This is a genomic window from Arthrobacter sp. AOP36-F1-5 (assembly GCF_058137995.1).
Genome location: NZ_CM176892.1, coordinates 2209917 through 2223413 on the forward strand (window position 1 = coordinate 2209917; position 13497 = coordinate 2223413).

General features: G+C 60.0%; 13 protein-coding genes and 3 pseudogenes. 6 read left to right on the top strand and 10 right to left on the bottom strand.

All coding sequences use genetic code 11. The annotated features are described in order from the left end of the window. Nucleotides 1-131 precede the first annotated feature (131 nt). Nucleotides 132-431, bottom strand: a pseudogene (locus AC3ZI9_RS10125) (SDR family oxidoreductase); the annotation flags it as partial. 104 nt (nt 432-535) lie between these two features. On the opposite strand from AC3ZI9_RS10125, the gene AC3ZI9_RS10130 reads away from it, so the two are divergent. After that, nucleotides 536-1510: an IS481 family transposase gene (locus AC3ZI9_RS10130; protein ID WP_301497610.1), complete on the top strand. Its 975-nt coding sequence runs from the start codon at nt 536-538 to the stop codon at nt 1508-1510. A gap of 5 nt (nt 1511-1515) precedes the next feature. Here AC3ZI9_RS10130 and AC3ZI9_RS10135 read toward each other — a convergent pair. The 9 genes and pseudogenes from AC3ZI9_RS10135 to AC3ZI9_RS10175 all read right to left on the bottom strand — a co-directional run. After that, nucleotides 1516-1977: pseudogene (locus AC3ZI9_RS10135) on the bottom strand (SDR family NAD(P)-dependent oxidoreductase); the annotation flags it as partial. Between the two features lie 154 nt (nt 1978-2131). Beyond that, nucleotides 2132-3250 (bottom strand): peptide chain release factor 2, encoded by a 1119-nt coding sequence (prfB, locus tag AC3ZI9_RS10140; protein WP_444555101.1) that lies wholly within the window; start codon nt 3248-3250, stop codon nt 2132-2134. A gap of 17 nt (nt 3251-3267) precedes the next feature. Next, nucleotides 3268-3699, bottom strand: a complete 432-nt coding sequence (locus AC3ZI9_RS10145; protein WP_444555102.1) for a hypothetical protein — start codon at nt 3697-3699, stop codon at nt 3268-3270. A 91-nt stretch (nt 3700-3790) separates the two neighbouring features. Further along, entirely contained in the window at nt 3791-4174 is a 384-nt protein-coding gene (locus AC3ZI9_RS10150; RefSeq protein WP_444555103.1) for a hypothetical protein, read from the bottom strand. A gap of 64 nt (nt 4175-4238) precedes the next feature. Beyond that, nucleotides 4239-4664: a TadE family protein gene (locus AC3ZI9_RS10155; RefSeq protein WP_444555104.1), complete on the bottom strand. Its 426-nt coding sequence runs from the start codon at nt 4662-4664 to the stop codon at nt 4239-4241. Between the two features lie 25 nt (nt 4665-4689). After that, a complete protein-coding gene (locus tag AC3ZI9_RS10160) occupies nt 4690-4869 on the bottom strand; it encodes a hypothetical protein (RefSeq protein WP_444555148.1) in 180 nt (59 codons plus the stop codon). Nucleotides 4870-4983: 114 nt separating this feature from the next. Continuing rightward, nucleotides 4984-5925 carry a type II secretion system F family protein gene (locus tag AC3ZI9_RS10165; RefSeq protein WP_444555105.1) on the bottom strand — a complete coding sequence of 314 codons (942 nt, stop codon included), beginning with the start codon at nt 5923-5925 and terminating at the stop codon, nt 4984-4986. Further along, the gene (locus tag AC3ZI9_RS10170) at nt 5922-6773 is read right to left on the bottom strand and encodes a type II secretion system F family protein (protein WP_444555106.1); all 852 of its coding nucleotides are present in this window, start codon (nt 6771-6773) and stop codon (nt 5922-5924) included. Before AC3ZI9_RS10170 ends, AC3ZI9_RS10165 begins: the two co-directional genes overlap by 4 nt. Next, nucleotides 6770-7576: pseudogene (locus AC3ZI9_RS10175) on the bottom strand (TadA family conjugal transfer-associated ATPase); the annotation flags it as partial. The pseudogene AC3ZI9_RS10175 and the gene AC3ZI9_RS10170, both read right to left, overlap by 4 nt. Before the next feature lie 168 nt (nt 7577-7744). On the opposite strand from AC3ZI9_RS10175, the gene AC3ZI9_RS10180 reads away from it, so the two are divergent. The 5 genes from AC3ZI9_RS10180 to AC3ZI9_RS10200 all read left to right on the top strand — a co-directional run bounded on the left by AC3ZI9_RS10180 (nt 7745) and on the right by AC3ZI9_RS10200 (nt 13394). Continuing rightward, nucleotides 7745-8416 carry a hypothetical protein gene (locus AC3ZI9_RS10180; protein WP_489923561.1) on the top strand — a complete coding sequence of 224 codons (672 nt, stop codon included), beginning with the start codon at nt 7745-7747 and terminating at the stop codon, nt 8414-8416. Nucleotides 8417-8486: 70 nt separating this feature from the next. Further along, nucleotides 8487-9548, top strand: a complete 1062-nt coding sequence (locus AC3ZI9_RS10185) for an ImmA/IrrE family metallo-endopeptidase (protein ID WP_489923562.1) — start codon at nt 8487-8489, stop codon at nt 9546-9548. Continuing rightward, on the top strand, nt 9549-10742 hold the full coding sequence (locus tag AC3ZI9_RS10190; RefSeq protein ID WP_489923563.1) for a tyrosine-type recombinase/integrase: 1194 nt from the start codon (nt 9549-9551) through the stop codon (nt 10740-10742). Beyond that, nucleotides 10735-12996 carry a tyrosine-type recombinase/integrase gene (locus AC3ZI9_RS10195; RefSeq protein WP_489923564.1) on the top strand — a complete coding sequence of 754 codons (2262 nt, stop codon included), beginning with the start codon at nt 10735-10737 and terminating at the stop codon, nt 12994-12996. Before AC3ZI9_RS10190 ends, AC3ZI9_RS10195 begins: the two co-directional genes overlap by 8 nt. Beyond that, nucleotides 12993-13394, top strand: coding sequence for a DUF6262 family protein (locus tag AC3ZI9_RS10200; RefSeq protein ID WP_489923565.1), 402 nt, complete (start codon nt 12993-12995; stop codon nt 13392-13394). Before AC3ZI9_RS10195 ends, AC3ZI9_RS10200 begins: the two co-directional genes overlap by 4 nt. The last annotated feature ends 103 nt before the right edge of the window (nt 13395-13497 follow it).

The following is a 13497-nucleotide window of genomic DNA, read 5'->3' on the forward strand; positions in this document are numbered from 1 at the left end:
CAAAGACCTCCCTCGCACGATGAAATATTGCCGCGGTCCCGCCGTCGGGCGTTGTGACCGTTATTACGTTCCAACCTATCGCTTTCGGTGGGGCCCGACCGCATTGGTCCGCCCTTCCCGGGGCACCTACATCATCGGGCGCTCCATCCGCCGTCGACGGTGTAGGAAGCCCCGGTGACCATGCCGGCGTCCGGAGAGGCCAGCCATGCCGCCAAGGATCCGACTTCCTCGGGCTCGACGAGCCGTTTGACGGCCGATTCGGTGAGCATGATCGAGGAGATGACTTCGTCCTCGCCGATGCCGTGGATCTTGGCCTGATCGGCGATCTGGTCCTCGACGAGGGGTGTTCTCACGTAGGCGGGTTCGATGCAGTTGCTGGTCACCCCGTACTCTCCCCCTTCCAATGCGGTGACCTTGGACAGGCCTTCTAGGTGTACTCGGCCGGGAGGTTGGTGACGGTCCCGGGCTCTTGACGTAGCGAAGACCTCCGGGTGCGGTGGGTGATGTCTAAGTCGCCAACCGTCCGGAGGTCTTCATGTCCCACCGTAATGCCCGGCTGAACTTGCGTGGCCGGCAATTGCTCGTAGAGCGGGTCTGTGTCCAGGGGTGGGCAGTCGCGCATGCTGCGCGAGCCCAGGGTGTGTCTCGTCAGTGCGCGCACCGATGGATCAATCGGTTCCGTAGTGAGGGTTCTGCGGGCCTTCTCGATCGGTCCTCGCGCCCGCACCACAGTCCACGCCAGACCTCGGTCGAGGTTGAGGAAAGAATCGTGGCGCTGCGCCACGAGCAACGACACGGCCAGGACTGGATCGGCGCTGACCTCAACATCCCAGCTCGCACAGTCTCGCGGGTGCTGCGCCGCCACGCGGTCCCCTATCTACGCGAGTGTGACCCGTTGACCGGTGAGGTGATCCGGGCCTCGAAGACCACAGCGGTGCGCTACGAACGCGACCGGCCCGGTGAGCTGGTCCATGTCGATGTGAAGAAGATCGGCAAGATCCCTGACGGCGGTGGGTGGAAAGCCCATGGCCGCCAGATGGGGTCAACCGCGGCGAAGAAGAAGGCCCGGATCGGCTATGACTACGTGCACTCGATGGTCGACGACCACTCCCGGTTGGCGTACTCCGAGATCCTCGGTGACGAAAAGGGCACCACCTGTGCGGGGTTCTTGCGACGTGCAGCGGTGTTCTTTGATGTCCATGGCATCGCCCAGATCGAGCGGGTGATCACCGACAACCACTGGTCGTACCGCCGCTCAGAAGACTTCGCTACCGCCATCAGCGATCTGGGCGCGAAGCACAAGTTCATCAAACCGCACTGCCCATGGCAGAACGGCAAGGTCGAGCGGTTCAACCGAACCCTGGCCACCGAATGGGCCTACCGCCAGGTGTTCACCACCAACGCCGACCGTAGCGCTGCCCTTGCCCCATGGCTCGAGGTCTACAACACTGTCCGACGCCACACCGCACTCGGAGGCAAACCCCCGACCAGCCGCCTGTCACCAACCTGATGGCCGAGTACATCTAGGCCATGCTTCGCGGCGACATAGGCACTCTTATAGGCGGAGGCGCGCAGCCCATGGATGCTCGAGAGGTTGATGATCCGCCCGAACCCACGTTCATACATGCCCGGAAGCACCGCACGGATGAGCAGGAAGGGCGCTTCGAGCATGAGCCGGTGGATCAGCCGCCAGTCGTCGGGAACGAATTCGTGCACGGGGTTGATGCGCTGGATCCCTGCATTGTTCACCAGGATGTCCGCTTCCAGGCTGAGGTCCTCCAGCGCCGAGGTGTCCCCCAGGTCGATCTGCCATGCCTTGCCGCCGATCTCGGAGGCGACCTGCTCGGCAGCTTCCCCGTTGAGGTCCGCGACCGTGACCGTTGCACCACGCTCGGCAAAGGCCCGGGCACATGCGGCTCCGATGCCGCTGGCTCCCCCGGTGACGATTGCCTGGCGTCCCTGCAGATATCCGCTCATTGCTTTGCTCCCGTTCTCGCACTTCACGCTGTTCCAGCGATCATCGAAGGCGGCCGGCCAAGCAGCACGCCGTTGATCGCTGCACTCGGATCATTGCACGGCAGCGGTGGAACTGTCAGGGGACGGCGGCCTCTGCGGGGCGTCGTGACGGGTGTTATTCGGCGTGTTCATGCCGGGCGTTGGCCCGCCAGCGGATTCCTGCGTCGATGAAGTCGTCGATCTCCCCGTCGAAGACGGCACCGGTATTGCCGACCTCGTGCTCGGTCCGCAGGTCCTTGACCATCTGATACGGGTTGAGCACGTACGAACGCATCTGATCGCCCCAGGAGGCCTTGACGTCACCGGCGAGCGCCTTCTTCGCCGCGTTCTCTTCTTCCTGACGCGCCAAGAGGAGCCGGGACTGCATGACGCGCAGGGCGGCGGCCCGGTTCTGGATCTGGGATTTCTCGTTCTGCATCGAGACGACGATCCCGGTGGGGATGTGGGTCATCCGCACGGCGGAGTCGGTGGTGTTCACCGACTGGCCTCCGGGGCCGGAGGAGCGGAACACATCGATTTTGAGCTCGTTGTCGGGGATCTCTACCGAGTCGGTCTTTTCGATGAGCGGGATGACTTCAACAGCAGCAAAGGAGGTCTGGCGACGTCCCTGGTTGTCGAAGGGACTGATCCGCACCAGCCGGTGGGTACCTGCCTCGACGGATAACGTCCCGAAGGCGTAAGGGGCATTGACCTCGAACGTCGCGGACTTCAGGCCGGCTTCCTCGGCGTAGGAGGTGTCCATGACCGTCGTCGTGTAGCCGTGGCGTTCGGCCCAGCGCAGATACATGCGCATGAGCATGTCGGCGAAGTCTGCGGCATCAACACCACCGGCGCCGGCACGGATGGTGACCACCGCGGCCCGCTCGTCGTATTCCCCGGCAAGCAGGGTGACGACTTCGAGCTGGCTGAGCGCCTTGCGCAGGGACTTCAGCTCCTTCTCGGCTTCGGCCCGGGAGTCAGCGTCGTTTTCCTCTGCCGCGAGCTCGACCAGGACCTCAAGGTCATCAATGCGGGCTTCAAGCCGCTCGATCTTGCCCAGTTCGGATTGCCGGTGGGAAAGCTTGGAGGTGATGACCTGCGCCGCAGCGGGATCGTCCCAGAGGTCAGGGACACCAGCCTGTTCGGATAGCTCGGAGATATCCGTCTTGATCCGCTCGATGTCGGTGACGGCTTCGATGGAGGCGAATGTATTGCGCAGGTCGCGGATTTCCGCGGGAAAGTCAGTAGAAGCCATGATCTTCCAAGACTACGTCATCTGGTGAGTCCGGTTCGGGCACTGGACTCGACGCTGATGGGAATCCCCTCGGGGACGAACCAACCAATAATGGGTGGGCGCACCACCGCGCTCAGGCGCACGACCGCTGTGGTGTCGTCTCCGCTGGAGCTGGCGCGCGCCAGGGCGAATCCGTCGAACCTCTCCGCCGCACCCACGTCGGCCACGTACTTGGCGGCGGCCGCCGCCACTCCTTCGTCGCTCAGACGCAAGTCCAGGGCACCGTCTTCGCCATTTTCCTCCACTTCGAAGCTGTCGGCCGCAGCCGTGACGGCACTATCGGCAACGCTCAGGAGTTTGCGGGCCTGCGTGTTGACCAGGGTTGCAGCCAGGGTCGCGCTGACGGCGAGGAGCACTATCAGTACATAGCCGATGATCAGGATCATCGATTGTCCGGTTTCCTCGGTCATGGGGGGTCGGTGGCGGCCCCACGCCCCGTGCACTCTGCGGCACCCGGGGCGGTGTCCGGTGAACCATCGTCTTCCGGTGGACATGTTCGACTCACCCATACCGATCAACGCGGACGGTTGCCGACGAGGAAGACCGCCCGAAATCAAGGTCCACTCCTGGTGGCAGGTACGGCAGTCCCACACGAATGGAGACATCCACCGTCACCGTCGACCCCGGCTCAAGGCAGGACGGCGAACACCGGTATTCCATCGTTGCCGCCTGGGAGTCCACGGCAAGATTTCCCAACGCCACCTCAACCGCGTTCCTGGCCCGGGCCGCCCCTTCCGTCTCGGTATCGGCAGTCGCGAACGTCCTTGCAGCATGGTCTGCAGCACCGACTGCAGCGAAGGAGGCAGCCTGCAACTGCGAAGCGCTGATGATGAGGTAGGTGACCGGAACCAGCAGGAGGACCCCGAGGAAGATGAATTCAACCATGGAGGATCCACGTTCCGATGAATGCCCATCGGCCCACGTCTGGCGGATTCGTTTCATGAGCTCCCTATCCGCCATATCGCGCCGCTTCCCCGCTGACATGCAGATGCCCACCCACCGCAAAGTACCCCAGCAGTGGTAAGGGAGTGCTGACTGTTATCTTGAGCCCAGGCTGACCGCCGATGGTCGTGGCTGTGAATTCGACGTCCTTGTTCAGTCCCGGCCCCAGCGAACCATCGATGAGTTCCCTCGTACGCTGCGCCCCCTCAGCCGGTGAACGATCAGCCAGTGTGCCGAACCGCGCTCCCGACGCGGCGGCGTCCATCAACGTGTTGCGTACGTGCAGGACAAGTGCCAGTTGCAGAACGGAGACGAACAGCATCGTCAACAGGGCAGATACCATGACGAATTCCGCGACGGCGGAACCGTTCTCCGGACCGGCTTCCGCGCCGTGCTTCGTGCGACACCTGTCGGCATGCTGCAGAGTCTTCATCGAGGCTATCTCGTCCTGGCTCCTCCTAGCCGAGACCGGATACCCGGTTGATGGCCTGGTTGAACAGATCGCTCAATCGCGGGCCCGCGACGGCGAGCAGCGCCGCCACCAGCACCGCAGACATCAGCGTGATCATGACCCACCCAGGTACATCTCCCCGTTCGTCATCGCGAAACCGCGAGCCGAGGCCTTGGACCCTGGCCATGCAGATCAACGTCGCCGTCAATCCGAGTGCCCTGGCTTGGCTCCATGCGTACTTCATTGTGTTGTGCCTTCCTGCTAGATGGCTGGATGCCGCGGATAAGACCCCATTCGGCATTCAGAGGTTCATGTCGATCAGCGAGAGACCCGGATAGACGGCGAAGACGATGGTGAGCGGGAGCATGCCGAAGACAACGGGGATCATCATGCTGATTTCCTTACGCCCGGCAGTCTCCATCAACTCTCTTTTGGCTGCGTCCCGGACATCTTGGGCTTGGGCCCGCAACACTTCTGCCAATGGCGTCCCGCGCTCTGCTGCGACCGTGATTGCGTCGGAAAATCGGGTCATTGCGTTGAGATCAAGTCTTCTGGCCAGCCGTTGGAACGCCGTTGTCATGGGCGTTCCGGATCGAACATCCGCCAATAGGGCCTTGAATTCGTCCGGTAAATCGCCTTCGGCAGTGCTGCAGATACGCTCGATGGCCCCCACTGTGCTCTCCCCCGCCCCCACGGCCAAGGCGATGAGTTCGGCAATGCTCGGAAACTGCCCCAGAATCCTCCGGCTCCGTCGGGTCCCCAGCTCCGTGAGATGCCATTCTCGGAACGCAAATCCCGCTACCCCCGCGATCAACAGCACCGTGATTGCCAGGACCCCGTTGAAGTTCCCCCTCGCCGCCGATGCGACAACGAAAATGCTTCCCAGCAGAAGTCCGGCACCTGCATAAGTCAATTGCGATATCCGGTATTCGGTAACGCTCGCCACCAGTCCTGCCCGTTGGAGCCGCCGTTGAATTCCTCCCCCAGCCGGATTGAAACGGTTCAACATGGTGACAAGATCCTTCAGGACCGGCCAGAGGATCTTGACCAGCGGACCCAGTGGCGTTTCCGCCGCAACTTGACCGGGGCGGGTCCCGGAAGGATTCGCGGCCGGGCGCAATTGCCCGGAAATGCGATCTGAGAACTTCACCCGACGCAGGGCGGGAAGTCTCACAAAACACAACCAGAGTCCTGAGCCCAGCAGCAGCCCCAACGCCAGGGACCAGGCAATTGAGCCCGTCATTTGAGGATTCTTTCCTCGGAGGGCAATGTCCCAATACCCAGCATGATCCTGTAGCACAAGAAGGAAATGAACAGCCCGCCCAAAAGTACGACGGCGCCTCCGACCGTTGAATATGCTTTGACCGCTTGTGGCTGGGACGCCATGAGTAGCAGGATCACCCAGGGAGCAGCGACGGCCAGGCGCGCCGCGTTCACCGTCCATGACTGTCGAGCTTCGAGCTCGCCACGGGTGCGGGCACTATCGCGGAGGAACCCGCCCAAAGTCCCCAGCATCTCTCCCAGATCCGAGCCACCGACCTCGCGGGTGATCATCAGGGCCGCAACGATCTTGTCGGCGACGGGATCTGCCAGTCGGTACCGTAGTCGCTCCATCGCATCAACAAAATGCGACGTTGCCCGGTAGTCGAGCCCGAATTCCGTAAAGGCCGGCCGGAGTTGCTCGGGGCCTTGAACCCCCAATTGCATCAGCGCCTCCGGCAACGACAGACCGGCCCGGATGGCCGACCGAAGATGGTCGACCACATCCGGCCATTGCTCCCGGAGCACCATTGCTCGCTTGGCTGCACGCCAGCGGACGACCAACATCGGGACGAGTGTGCCAAAAGCTCCGAATATGGGAGCGATCAGCGGCGACAACGTCACAACAAAGACGATCACGGCGACGATGACGAAACAGAGCAGCATGGCAGACATGAAGCCAGCGACACTGACCTTATCCAGTCCGGCACGCAACAGCAGCGCCTGGATTCGGCGCTTCCGTGGTTTCGCCGGCTTCGCTGGTTCGCTCCAGCATGCCTGCCAAACCAATAGGAGTCCCAGGCCCAAGACCAGCCCCCAGACCAAAGTCATTGTCCGACCCCCAAGAGCAAGGTCGGGTCGATTCCAGCGTTGTCGAACTTGTCGTGGGCCAGATCCGCCGACGGAGCCATCCGTAGTTCGCCGTCGGTCCGTTTGAACGTCGTCGAGGACTCGATGATGCCGTTTTCGACCCTGCGACCTAGCTTGATGATCTCGGAAACCCTGCGATGCCCCGCAGCACTCCGCTCGCAGTGCACCACCAGGTCGATGCAGGAGGCAACGGTCGGCAGCACGAAATTGGAGTTGATGTTTTCTCCGGCCAGCAGGGGCAGCGTACAGATTTTCGTGACGGCGTCCCGGGCGGAGTTGGCGTGAACGCTAGCCATCCCCGGAAGTCCCGAGTTCATCGCGATCAGCATGTCCAACGCTTCTGCTTCGCGGACTTCTCCGACAATGATCCTGTCCGGCCGCATGCGCAGAGCCTCCTTGACGATGCGGCGCATGTCGATTTGGCCGTGACCTTCCAAGTTCGACTGGCGGCACTGCATGGCCACTACATCGCGCAGTGGAATCTTGAGTTCAAAGATCTCCTCCACCGTGATGACTCGCTCGCGGCTACCGATCCCCGAAGCCAGGCAATTCAGCAGCGTAGTTTTTCCTGCCTGTGTGGCCCCGGAGACCAGCACATTGAGTCCAGCCCCAACAGCGGAGTGCAAATAGTCAGCGGCCTGTCGGCTGAGCGATCCCAGCTCAACCAGATGATCAAGGCGAGATGCCCTGGCAATGAATTTCCTGATGTTGACCGACCAGTGTTTTCTGGTGATATCCGGGATGACCACGTGCAGACGCGACCCACCGTGTTATCTGTAATTGCCATCACTTCTACCCATAGACACATACTATGAAACGCTGTTTGCATGTAAACTAAGTTCTGCCAACAACGTCAATCGGGCGTCGATGCTCCAGAAGCGACGCGCCGAAGACCTATCGAAGAATGTGGGAATAGCATGTAAAATTTCATCATGATTACACGTAGCATCGATCTCACCGAATGTGCCAGCATGGCTTCAAGCGAGCTCAAGACGTTGGCTGGAATCCTCGACAACTCAATCCAAGAATCGTCGCTCATGAGAAAAGAGAGGGAAAACCGCAAGAACGGCATCCTTCTTCACGCGCTTATTAGGGAAGGTGTGATCCTGGCGACGCAACACATGTCAGCCCTCACGTCCTCGCCAGTCCGAGTGCAGACAAGAGCGTCCGACGGGATACGGATTCGACTGAGACACCCGGACCTCAATGGTCCTGTTCCACTTGTCGCCCGACCAAGGACCGCCCGTCTCGCAGAGCCAACGTTGTCAGACAAGCCGGAAGACGGAGAAGCACTGTTCCCCGACCCGGTTGGACACATTGGATTGTTCTACACAGTTGCAGCAGGTCGGCTGGGGCAACTCACGCTTTCTCGGACGCTCACCCATCCAGACATGTACTACCGCGACTGCCAGATCCTCGAAGAGATCAGGATCCAGCCGCTCGCCCAGTTTGGGCATTCCCCGAATCACGACACAAGAAACGACGCGGACGACCTCACAGGGCTCATTACCCCAGGGAACTACTCCGACGAATCATCGGAAGAGAGCACTTCAATCGATGTTGACACTAGTACCGGAATCAGAAGAACAACCGACGCCGGATAGCCTTCGCGTGTATGGGACACGCCTGCGCGAAGCACGGCTACTCCGCGGCCTGACCGCTAAGAGCGTGGCCGTGTCGCTGGATGTTGGCCAAGTGCGGTATTCGCGTCTTGAAAACTCAGAATCGGCCTCTCTGGTTAGCAGTGTGGAGTTGGCTGCCCTTTCATCGGCGCTCGGATTCGACGAAAAGTACTTCCTCGCTCCGACCTCAACCAACATTCAATCCGAAGACATGTGCTTCCGGGCAAAGAAATCACTCACCAAAACCTCGATAGCCACAATCGGTTCCTGGGCAGGCATCTGCGGTGACATCTTGCACGAGGTGTTCAAAACCGCAACACCAATACCGTTAGGCCTACCCACACTTGCCACCAGGCCAGGCCCAGAGCCAGCCGCTCTCGACCTTCGCCGGCACATGGGTCTAGAAGACTATGAACCCATAGCGCACCTCACCCGTCGAATGGAACGCGCCGGCATCTACGTGTTCTCCGCCCCGTTCGAAGCAGGAACCTCTTCACGGCACGATGCGGTATCGATGTGGGTTGGTAGCCAACGTCAGTACCCGATCGTCCTACTCCGCGACATAGAGTCATGGGAACGCATCCGGATGTCCCTGGCACACGAACTTGGACACCTCGTCCTCCACCGATACGGGAAGCCCGAAACCGCGGAAGAAGAAGCCTTCGCCTTCGGAGGCGCGCTCCTCATGCCATTGGCAGCTTTTCGAGCCAGTTGGCCAACGCGGGTGACCCTCGGCACGCTGCTTCCTCTCAAACTCAAATGGGGTGTTTCCATCGGAGCCATCATCGAACGAGGCTTCCGCGCCGGACTGCTCAGGCCCGAAACCCGCACAACCTTGTACAAACAGCTCTCATCCCGGCGACACCCAGACACCGGACTCACCTGGCGGGTCCGTGAACCCGGATGGGACGAACGGGAACCAGAGCGGCCCCTGCTCGTCCGCAAATTAATCGAATCCCATTTCGGCGACAACGCACTCATCAAAGACATCAGCAGCGGCCTGGCACACCGACCACCCGAATTCGTCGAACCCATCATCAACGGTCAATTCAAGCTACCCACCCGACCAGGAAACGTCGTCAATCTCAATCAGCAACGGCCGGAACGTGCATAAATGTCACTCGTCCAGCAGGTCGTCCTTCCCGACGGAACCCGAACCCACACCATCACCGGTCCGGACCACCTCCCGGTCCCTGCTGCGGAAGAATATCTCGCTTACCTGCGCTTGAATTCTTCGCCCAACACCGTGAAGTCCTACGCTACCTCGATCAGCCAATGGCTCACGGTGCTCGACGACCTCGAATGCCAATGGAACGACTTCCCCACGCAAGCCTTCGGCGAATTCATCAAATATGTGCGCACAGGAGACCTTCCCACTGTTGAACGGATATCGGCATCGCCCATTGAACGGGCACCTTCAACCGTCCAGAACCGTGTCGCAGCCATCCTCGCGTTCTACACCTGGCAGTCGGACGCCAACGGACACCACAGCTCCTACGAACGCCTCTATTCAAGTAAACGCAAAGCAGGACGCAACCCCCACCTGGGCTATCTACATGGCATTGCACAAAGGAAAGAAAACAACGCCTCCATATACCGAATTCGTCCCGCTCAGCACACACGCGCACCAGTGCTCACCCCCACGCACGTCAAAACCATCCTCGACGACTGCTCCGTGCAGACCGCCGACGGAAATTGGACAGGCGGGCCATGCGGTGTTCGCGACCGTCTCCTATTCGCCACGATGATCGAAACCGGGATGCGCATCGGTCAAGCCCTCTCACTTAGAAACCAGGACTGGAACATCGGGGCAGGCAACACCCCCTGGATCGACCTCGTCCCACGGCAGGACCACCCACACCAAGTCCGAAACAAAACCAACCGAACCTACCGCGTGTACATCGGTGACGACCTGGAGGCCCTCTACAGCGCCTACATTTGGCATCTCGTCGAACATGGCATCGAAGCATTCATTGACGACATCAATCACCACTTCACTTTTGTGAACATTGCCCAAGGCAAATCATTCGCCCCCATGAGGCCCGAAACCGTGCACGCCAAACGGCGCTCCATCACCAGACGCAATCCGCAACTGCCCCGGGATTGGACAACACACTGGCTTCGACATACCCATGCCTCAGCACTACTGCTAGCCGGTGTGCAACCGCACGTTGTGATGCGCCGACTCGGACACGCCCACATCCAAACCACCCTGGAAAAATATGGTTGGGTCACCGAAGACGCCGAACTCCGCAGCATCGCCACGTGGCACGATTTCACGAGTGGATGGGGTGGCATCCATGAATAATGAACTGCAACTCTTTGACAGTTCAAATGCCGAAGAACCTCCGACAGCGGGCAATCCCGCAAGCCGCTGGGACAGACAATGGGCCATCGTCCCCGCCCTTTGGCGCACCGGGCTATACCGCCTTGATCAACCTCCCTTCAACGAGGTATTCAGCCGCAACACGGCCTACCTTCAATCGACCAAGAAACACGACTTCAGACCGAGAAACACTGCTCCCCGAATGGGCAACGAAGTCGCCTGGTGGATATGGACCTGTTGGAACGAAGGCTGGCGAAAAATCGAGCCCTCGATGCTCCGATGGTGGGCCGAAGCCACAACTGAACTCGCCGAACGCAGACAACTGTTCACAGGCAGCCCCCTCACCAGCATCAGCGAACTCGATCCAGAAGCAGTCACGGCCACCGCACTGGACCTCTTCCAGACAAGGAACTCCCGACACCCCAGCAGTGGAAATTCCCGTAACCTGCGCTCCATTGCCGAACACATCCACCTTCTCGTCTCCGCACGATGCACGGACAAGCCCTGGTGGGAGACAGACCGGTGGAACATCCGCGCAGACACGCGCATCCCGCGTCGAGAGCACGAACCATCCGCAGATCAGGCCATCATCTTCACTAACGTCAAACCGCGGTGGCTACGCGAAGGTATCCGTTTCTGGCTACACCAGATGATCACCTACGAACAGTTCACATGGACCACCGCAAGCCACAGAGCTCAAAATCTATCCCGGTACTTCGGAGAATTCTGCCAAGAGTACGGTATTTCCCATCCGGCCATAGCAGCGGACTCCCACGACATCCACTCGGTCTTCACAACACAACTTGATTGGCTACGCAGCCCTGAACGGTCCCCGCACGCCAAAGCCATTGGTCGCACAACAGTTGCGGCAGCCCAAAGCAACATCCAGTCCTTCTACGATTTCATGATCGACAACAAGACCGCCGCCGTCAAGGCAACTGGAGATTCCCGGTGGTTAGACCTCACGGCTGAACACTCACGTCTGTGGCCGCATCCCTTCAGGGTCCGCCGCATGAATACAGGAAGTACTCCCAGCGGAAGCGAACAAAAATGGATGTCTGCTGCCGACCTGGCATACCTCGTCTGTCACCTACCCGTCCTCTCAACCCCAACGAACGAAAGCGTGGCCATCAGCCTTCCCGACGGCTCCAGCACAACATATGGCGGACGAGGAGACGCACCAGCAATGCGAGTCTGGCTCATTCAGGCCATGACCGGCCGTCGAGTATCCGAGATCCTGATGCTCGATTTCAACCCCTTGACGATGCTGCATCCACCGGACCACACCGCCGACGCGGATCCCGATGCGTTCATCGCACGCCTTCGCTATCAACAAACCAAAGTCGACGGCGTTGATCCCACCATTATGGTCGAACAAGCCGTCGTCGATCTCATCGACGAACAGCAGCGATACGTCCGAGAAAAGTACCCCGAGGCGATCACCCCGCCCTACCTCTTCCCAGCCCCGAGGCACAACCATAGAGGCACCCAAGCACGTACCCGATCCTCTATGGAAGGTGCACTCAGGCGCCTCGACAAACAACTGCAACTCACCGACCAGAGCGGACGCCCACTCAAATTCACCAAGACACACCGCCTTCGCCACACACGCGCCACGGAACTCCTCAACGCCGGAGTCCCTCAACACGTCGTCCAACGCTATCTGGGGCATCGTTCCCCGGACATGACGATGCACTATGCCGCAACCTTGTCGCAAACAGCCGAGAACGAGTTCCTGAAATACAAGAAAATCGGCATCGATGGCAAGGAACTCGGATTGTCCCCACAGGACGTCTACGACATGACCATGATCAACAAACGCACCGACAGAATTCTCCCCAACGGTGTCTGCCTCCTACCCCCGGCGAAAACCTGCGACAAAGGCAACGCATGCCTATCCTGTGGACACTTCGCCACGGACCGGCGACACATCGAAGACTTGCGAGAACAACGAGAGCAAACCGTCGCCCTGATCGAAATGCGAAGAGAACAATACCAGCAACGCACAGGCCAAGAACTCGGCGATGAGAACATCTGGATCACCGGGAGACATGCAGAAATCTCCGTCCTCGACTCGATAATCGACAGACTAGAATCTGAGTCCGAAAACACCTCCGTATCAGGCCCAGGTGTCGGAAACCGCACCCGACTGCCCATCACCCCCGTTACCCACGGTGCACACCACCAGCTTCTGGCCAACGGTTCACCCACACCTACCCAGACATCGGCCAAATGACTGGCGGCAAGAACACCGACGGGCTGAAGGCCGCTGCACGACACAAAGCGGCACAAGCCCGACAAAGAGTCGAGAAGGCAATCCGCCAAATGCACAAAGCCGGCGAACCCATCAACATCAGCGCCGTCGCCACGCACGCCCAGGTTTCACGCACCTACCTCCAACAACACCCCGAATTCAGGGACCGTATCCGCCTACTCGGCCGAAAAGCCCCAGCCCCCGTACCCGAGCCACCAACCGGCAGCAACAACGCCATCATCGCCGCCCTTAGAAACCAACTTTCCGCAGAAACCGAACGCCACCAAGAAGAATTAAAGGAACTTCGCGGCGAAATCCGGCGGCTAAAAGCAGCTCTCGCAGAAACCCACGGGCACCTGATCACACAACGCCCCAGTTAGCTTTATTACTAGACAAAATGGCTCCCCACCCACCTCGCCAAGGACGCTGGTAACGAGTAGGCGCAGTACTACGATGCTATTCTCAGTGGACGGCAAACTGCTA

What these genes read in the sequence shown, in the direction of transcription:
- AC3ZI9_RS10130 (WP_301497610.1), top strand. Translation starts at nt 536, where the DNA reads ATGTCCCACCGTAATGCCCGGCTGAACTTGCGTGGCCGGCAATTGCTC.
- prfB (WP_444555101.1), bottom strand. Translation starts at nt 3,250, where the DNA reads ATGGCTTCTACTGACTTTCCCGCGGAAATCCGCGACCTGCGCAATACA.
- AC3ZI9_RS10145 (WP_444555102.1), bottom strand. Translation starts at nt 3,699, where the DNA reads ATGACCGAGGAAACCGGACAATCGATGATCCTGATCATCGGCTATGTA.
- AC3ZI9_RS10150 (WP_444555103.1), bottom strand. Translation starts at nt 4,174, where the DNA reads ATGGTTGAATTCATCTTCCTCGGGGTCCTCCTGCTGGTTCCGGTCACC.
- AC3ZI9_RS10155 (WP_444555104.1), bottom strand. Translation starts at nt 4,664, where the DNA reads ATGAAGACTCTGCAGCATGCCGACAGGTGTCGCACGAAGCACGGCGCG.
- AC3ZI9_RS10160 (WP_444555148.1), bottom strand. Translation starts at nt 4,869, where the DNA reads ATGGCCAGGGTCCAAGGCCTCGGCTCGCGGTTTCGCGATGACGAACGG.
- AC3ZI9_RS10165 (WP_444555105.1), bottom strand. Translation starts at nt 5,925, where the DNA reads ATGACGGGCTCAATTGCCTGGTCCCTGGCGTTGGGGCTGCTGCTGGGC.
- AC3ZI9_RS10170 (WP_444555106.1), bottom strand. Translation starts at nt 6,773, where the DNA reads ATGACTTTGGTCTGGGGGCTGGTCTTGGGCCTGGGACTCCTATTGGTT.
- AC3ZI9_RS10180 (WP_489923561.1), top strand. Translation starts at nt 7,745, where the DNA reads ATGATTACACGTAGCATCGATCTCACCGAATGTGCCAGCATGGCTTCA.
- AC3ZI9_RS10190 (WP_489923563.1), top strand. Translation starts at nt 9,549, where the DNA reads ATGTCACTCGTCCAGCAGGTCGTCCTTCCCGACGGAACCCGAACCCAC.
- AC3ZI9_RS10195 (WP_489923564.1), top strand. Translation starts at nt 10,735, where the DNA reads ATGAATAATGAACTGCAACTCTTTGACAGTTCAAATGCCGAAGAACCT.
- AC3ZI9_RS10200 (WP_489923565.1), top strand. Translation starts at nt 12,993, where the DNA reads ATGACTGGCGGCAAGAACACCGACGGGCTGAAGGCCGCTGCACGACAC.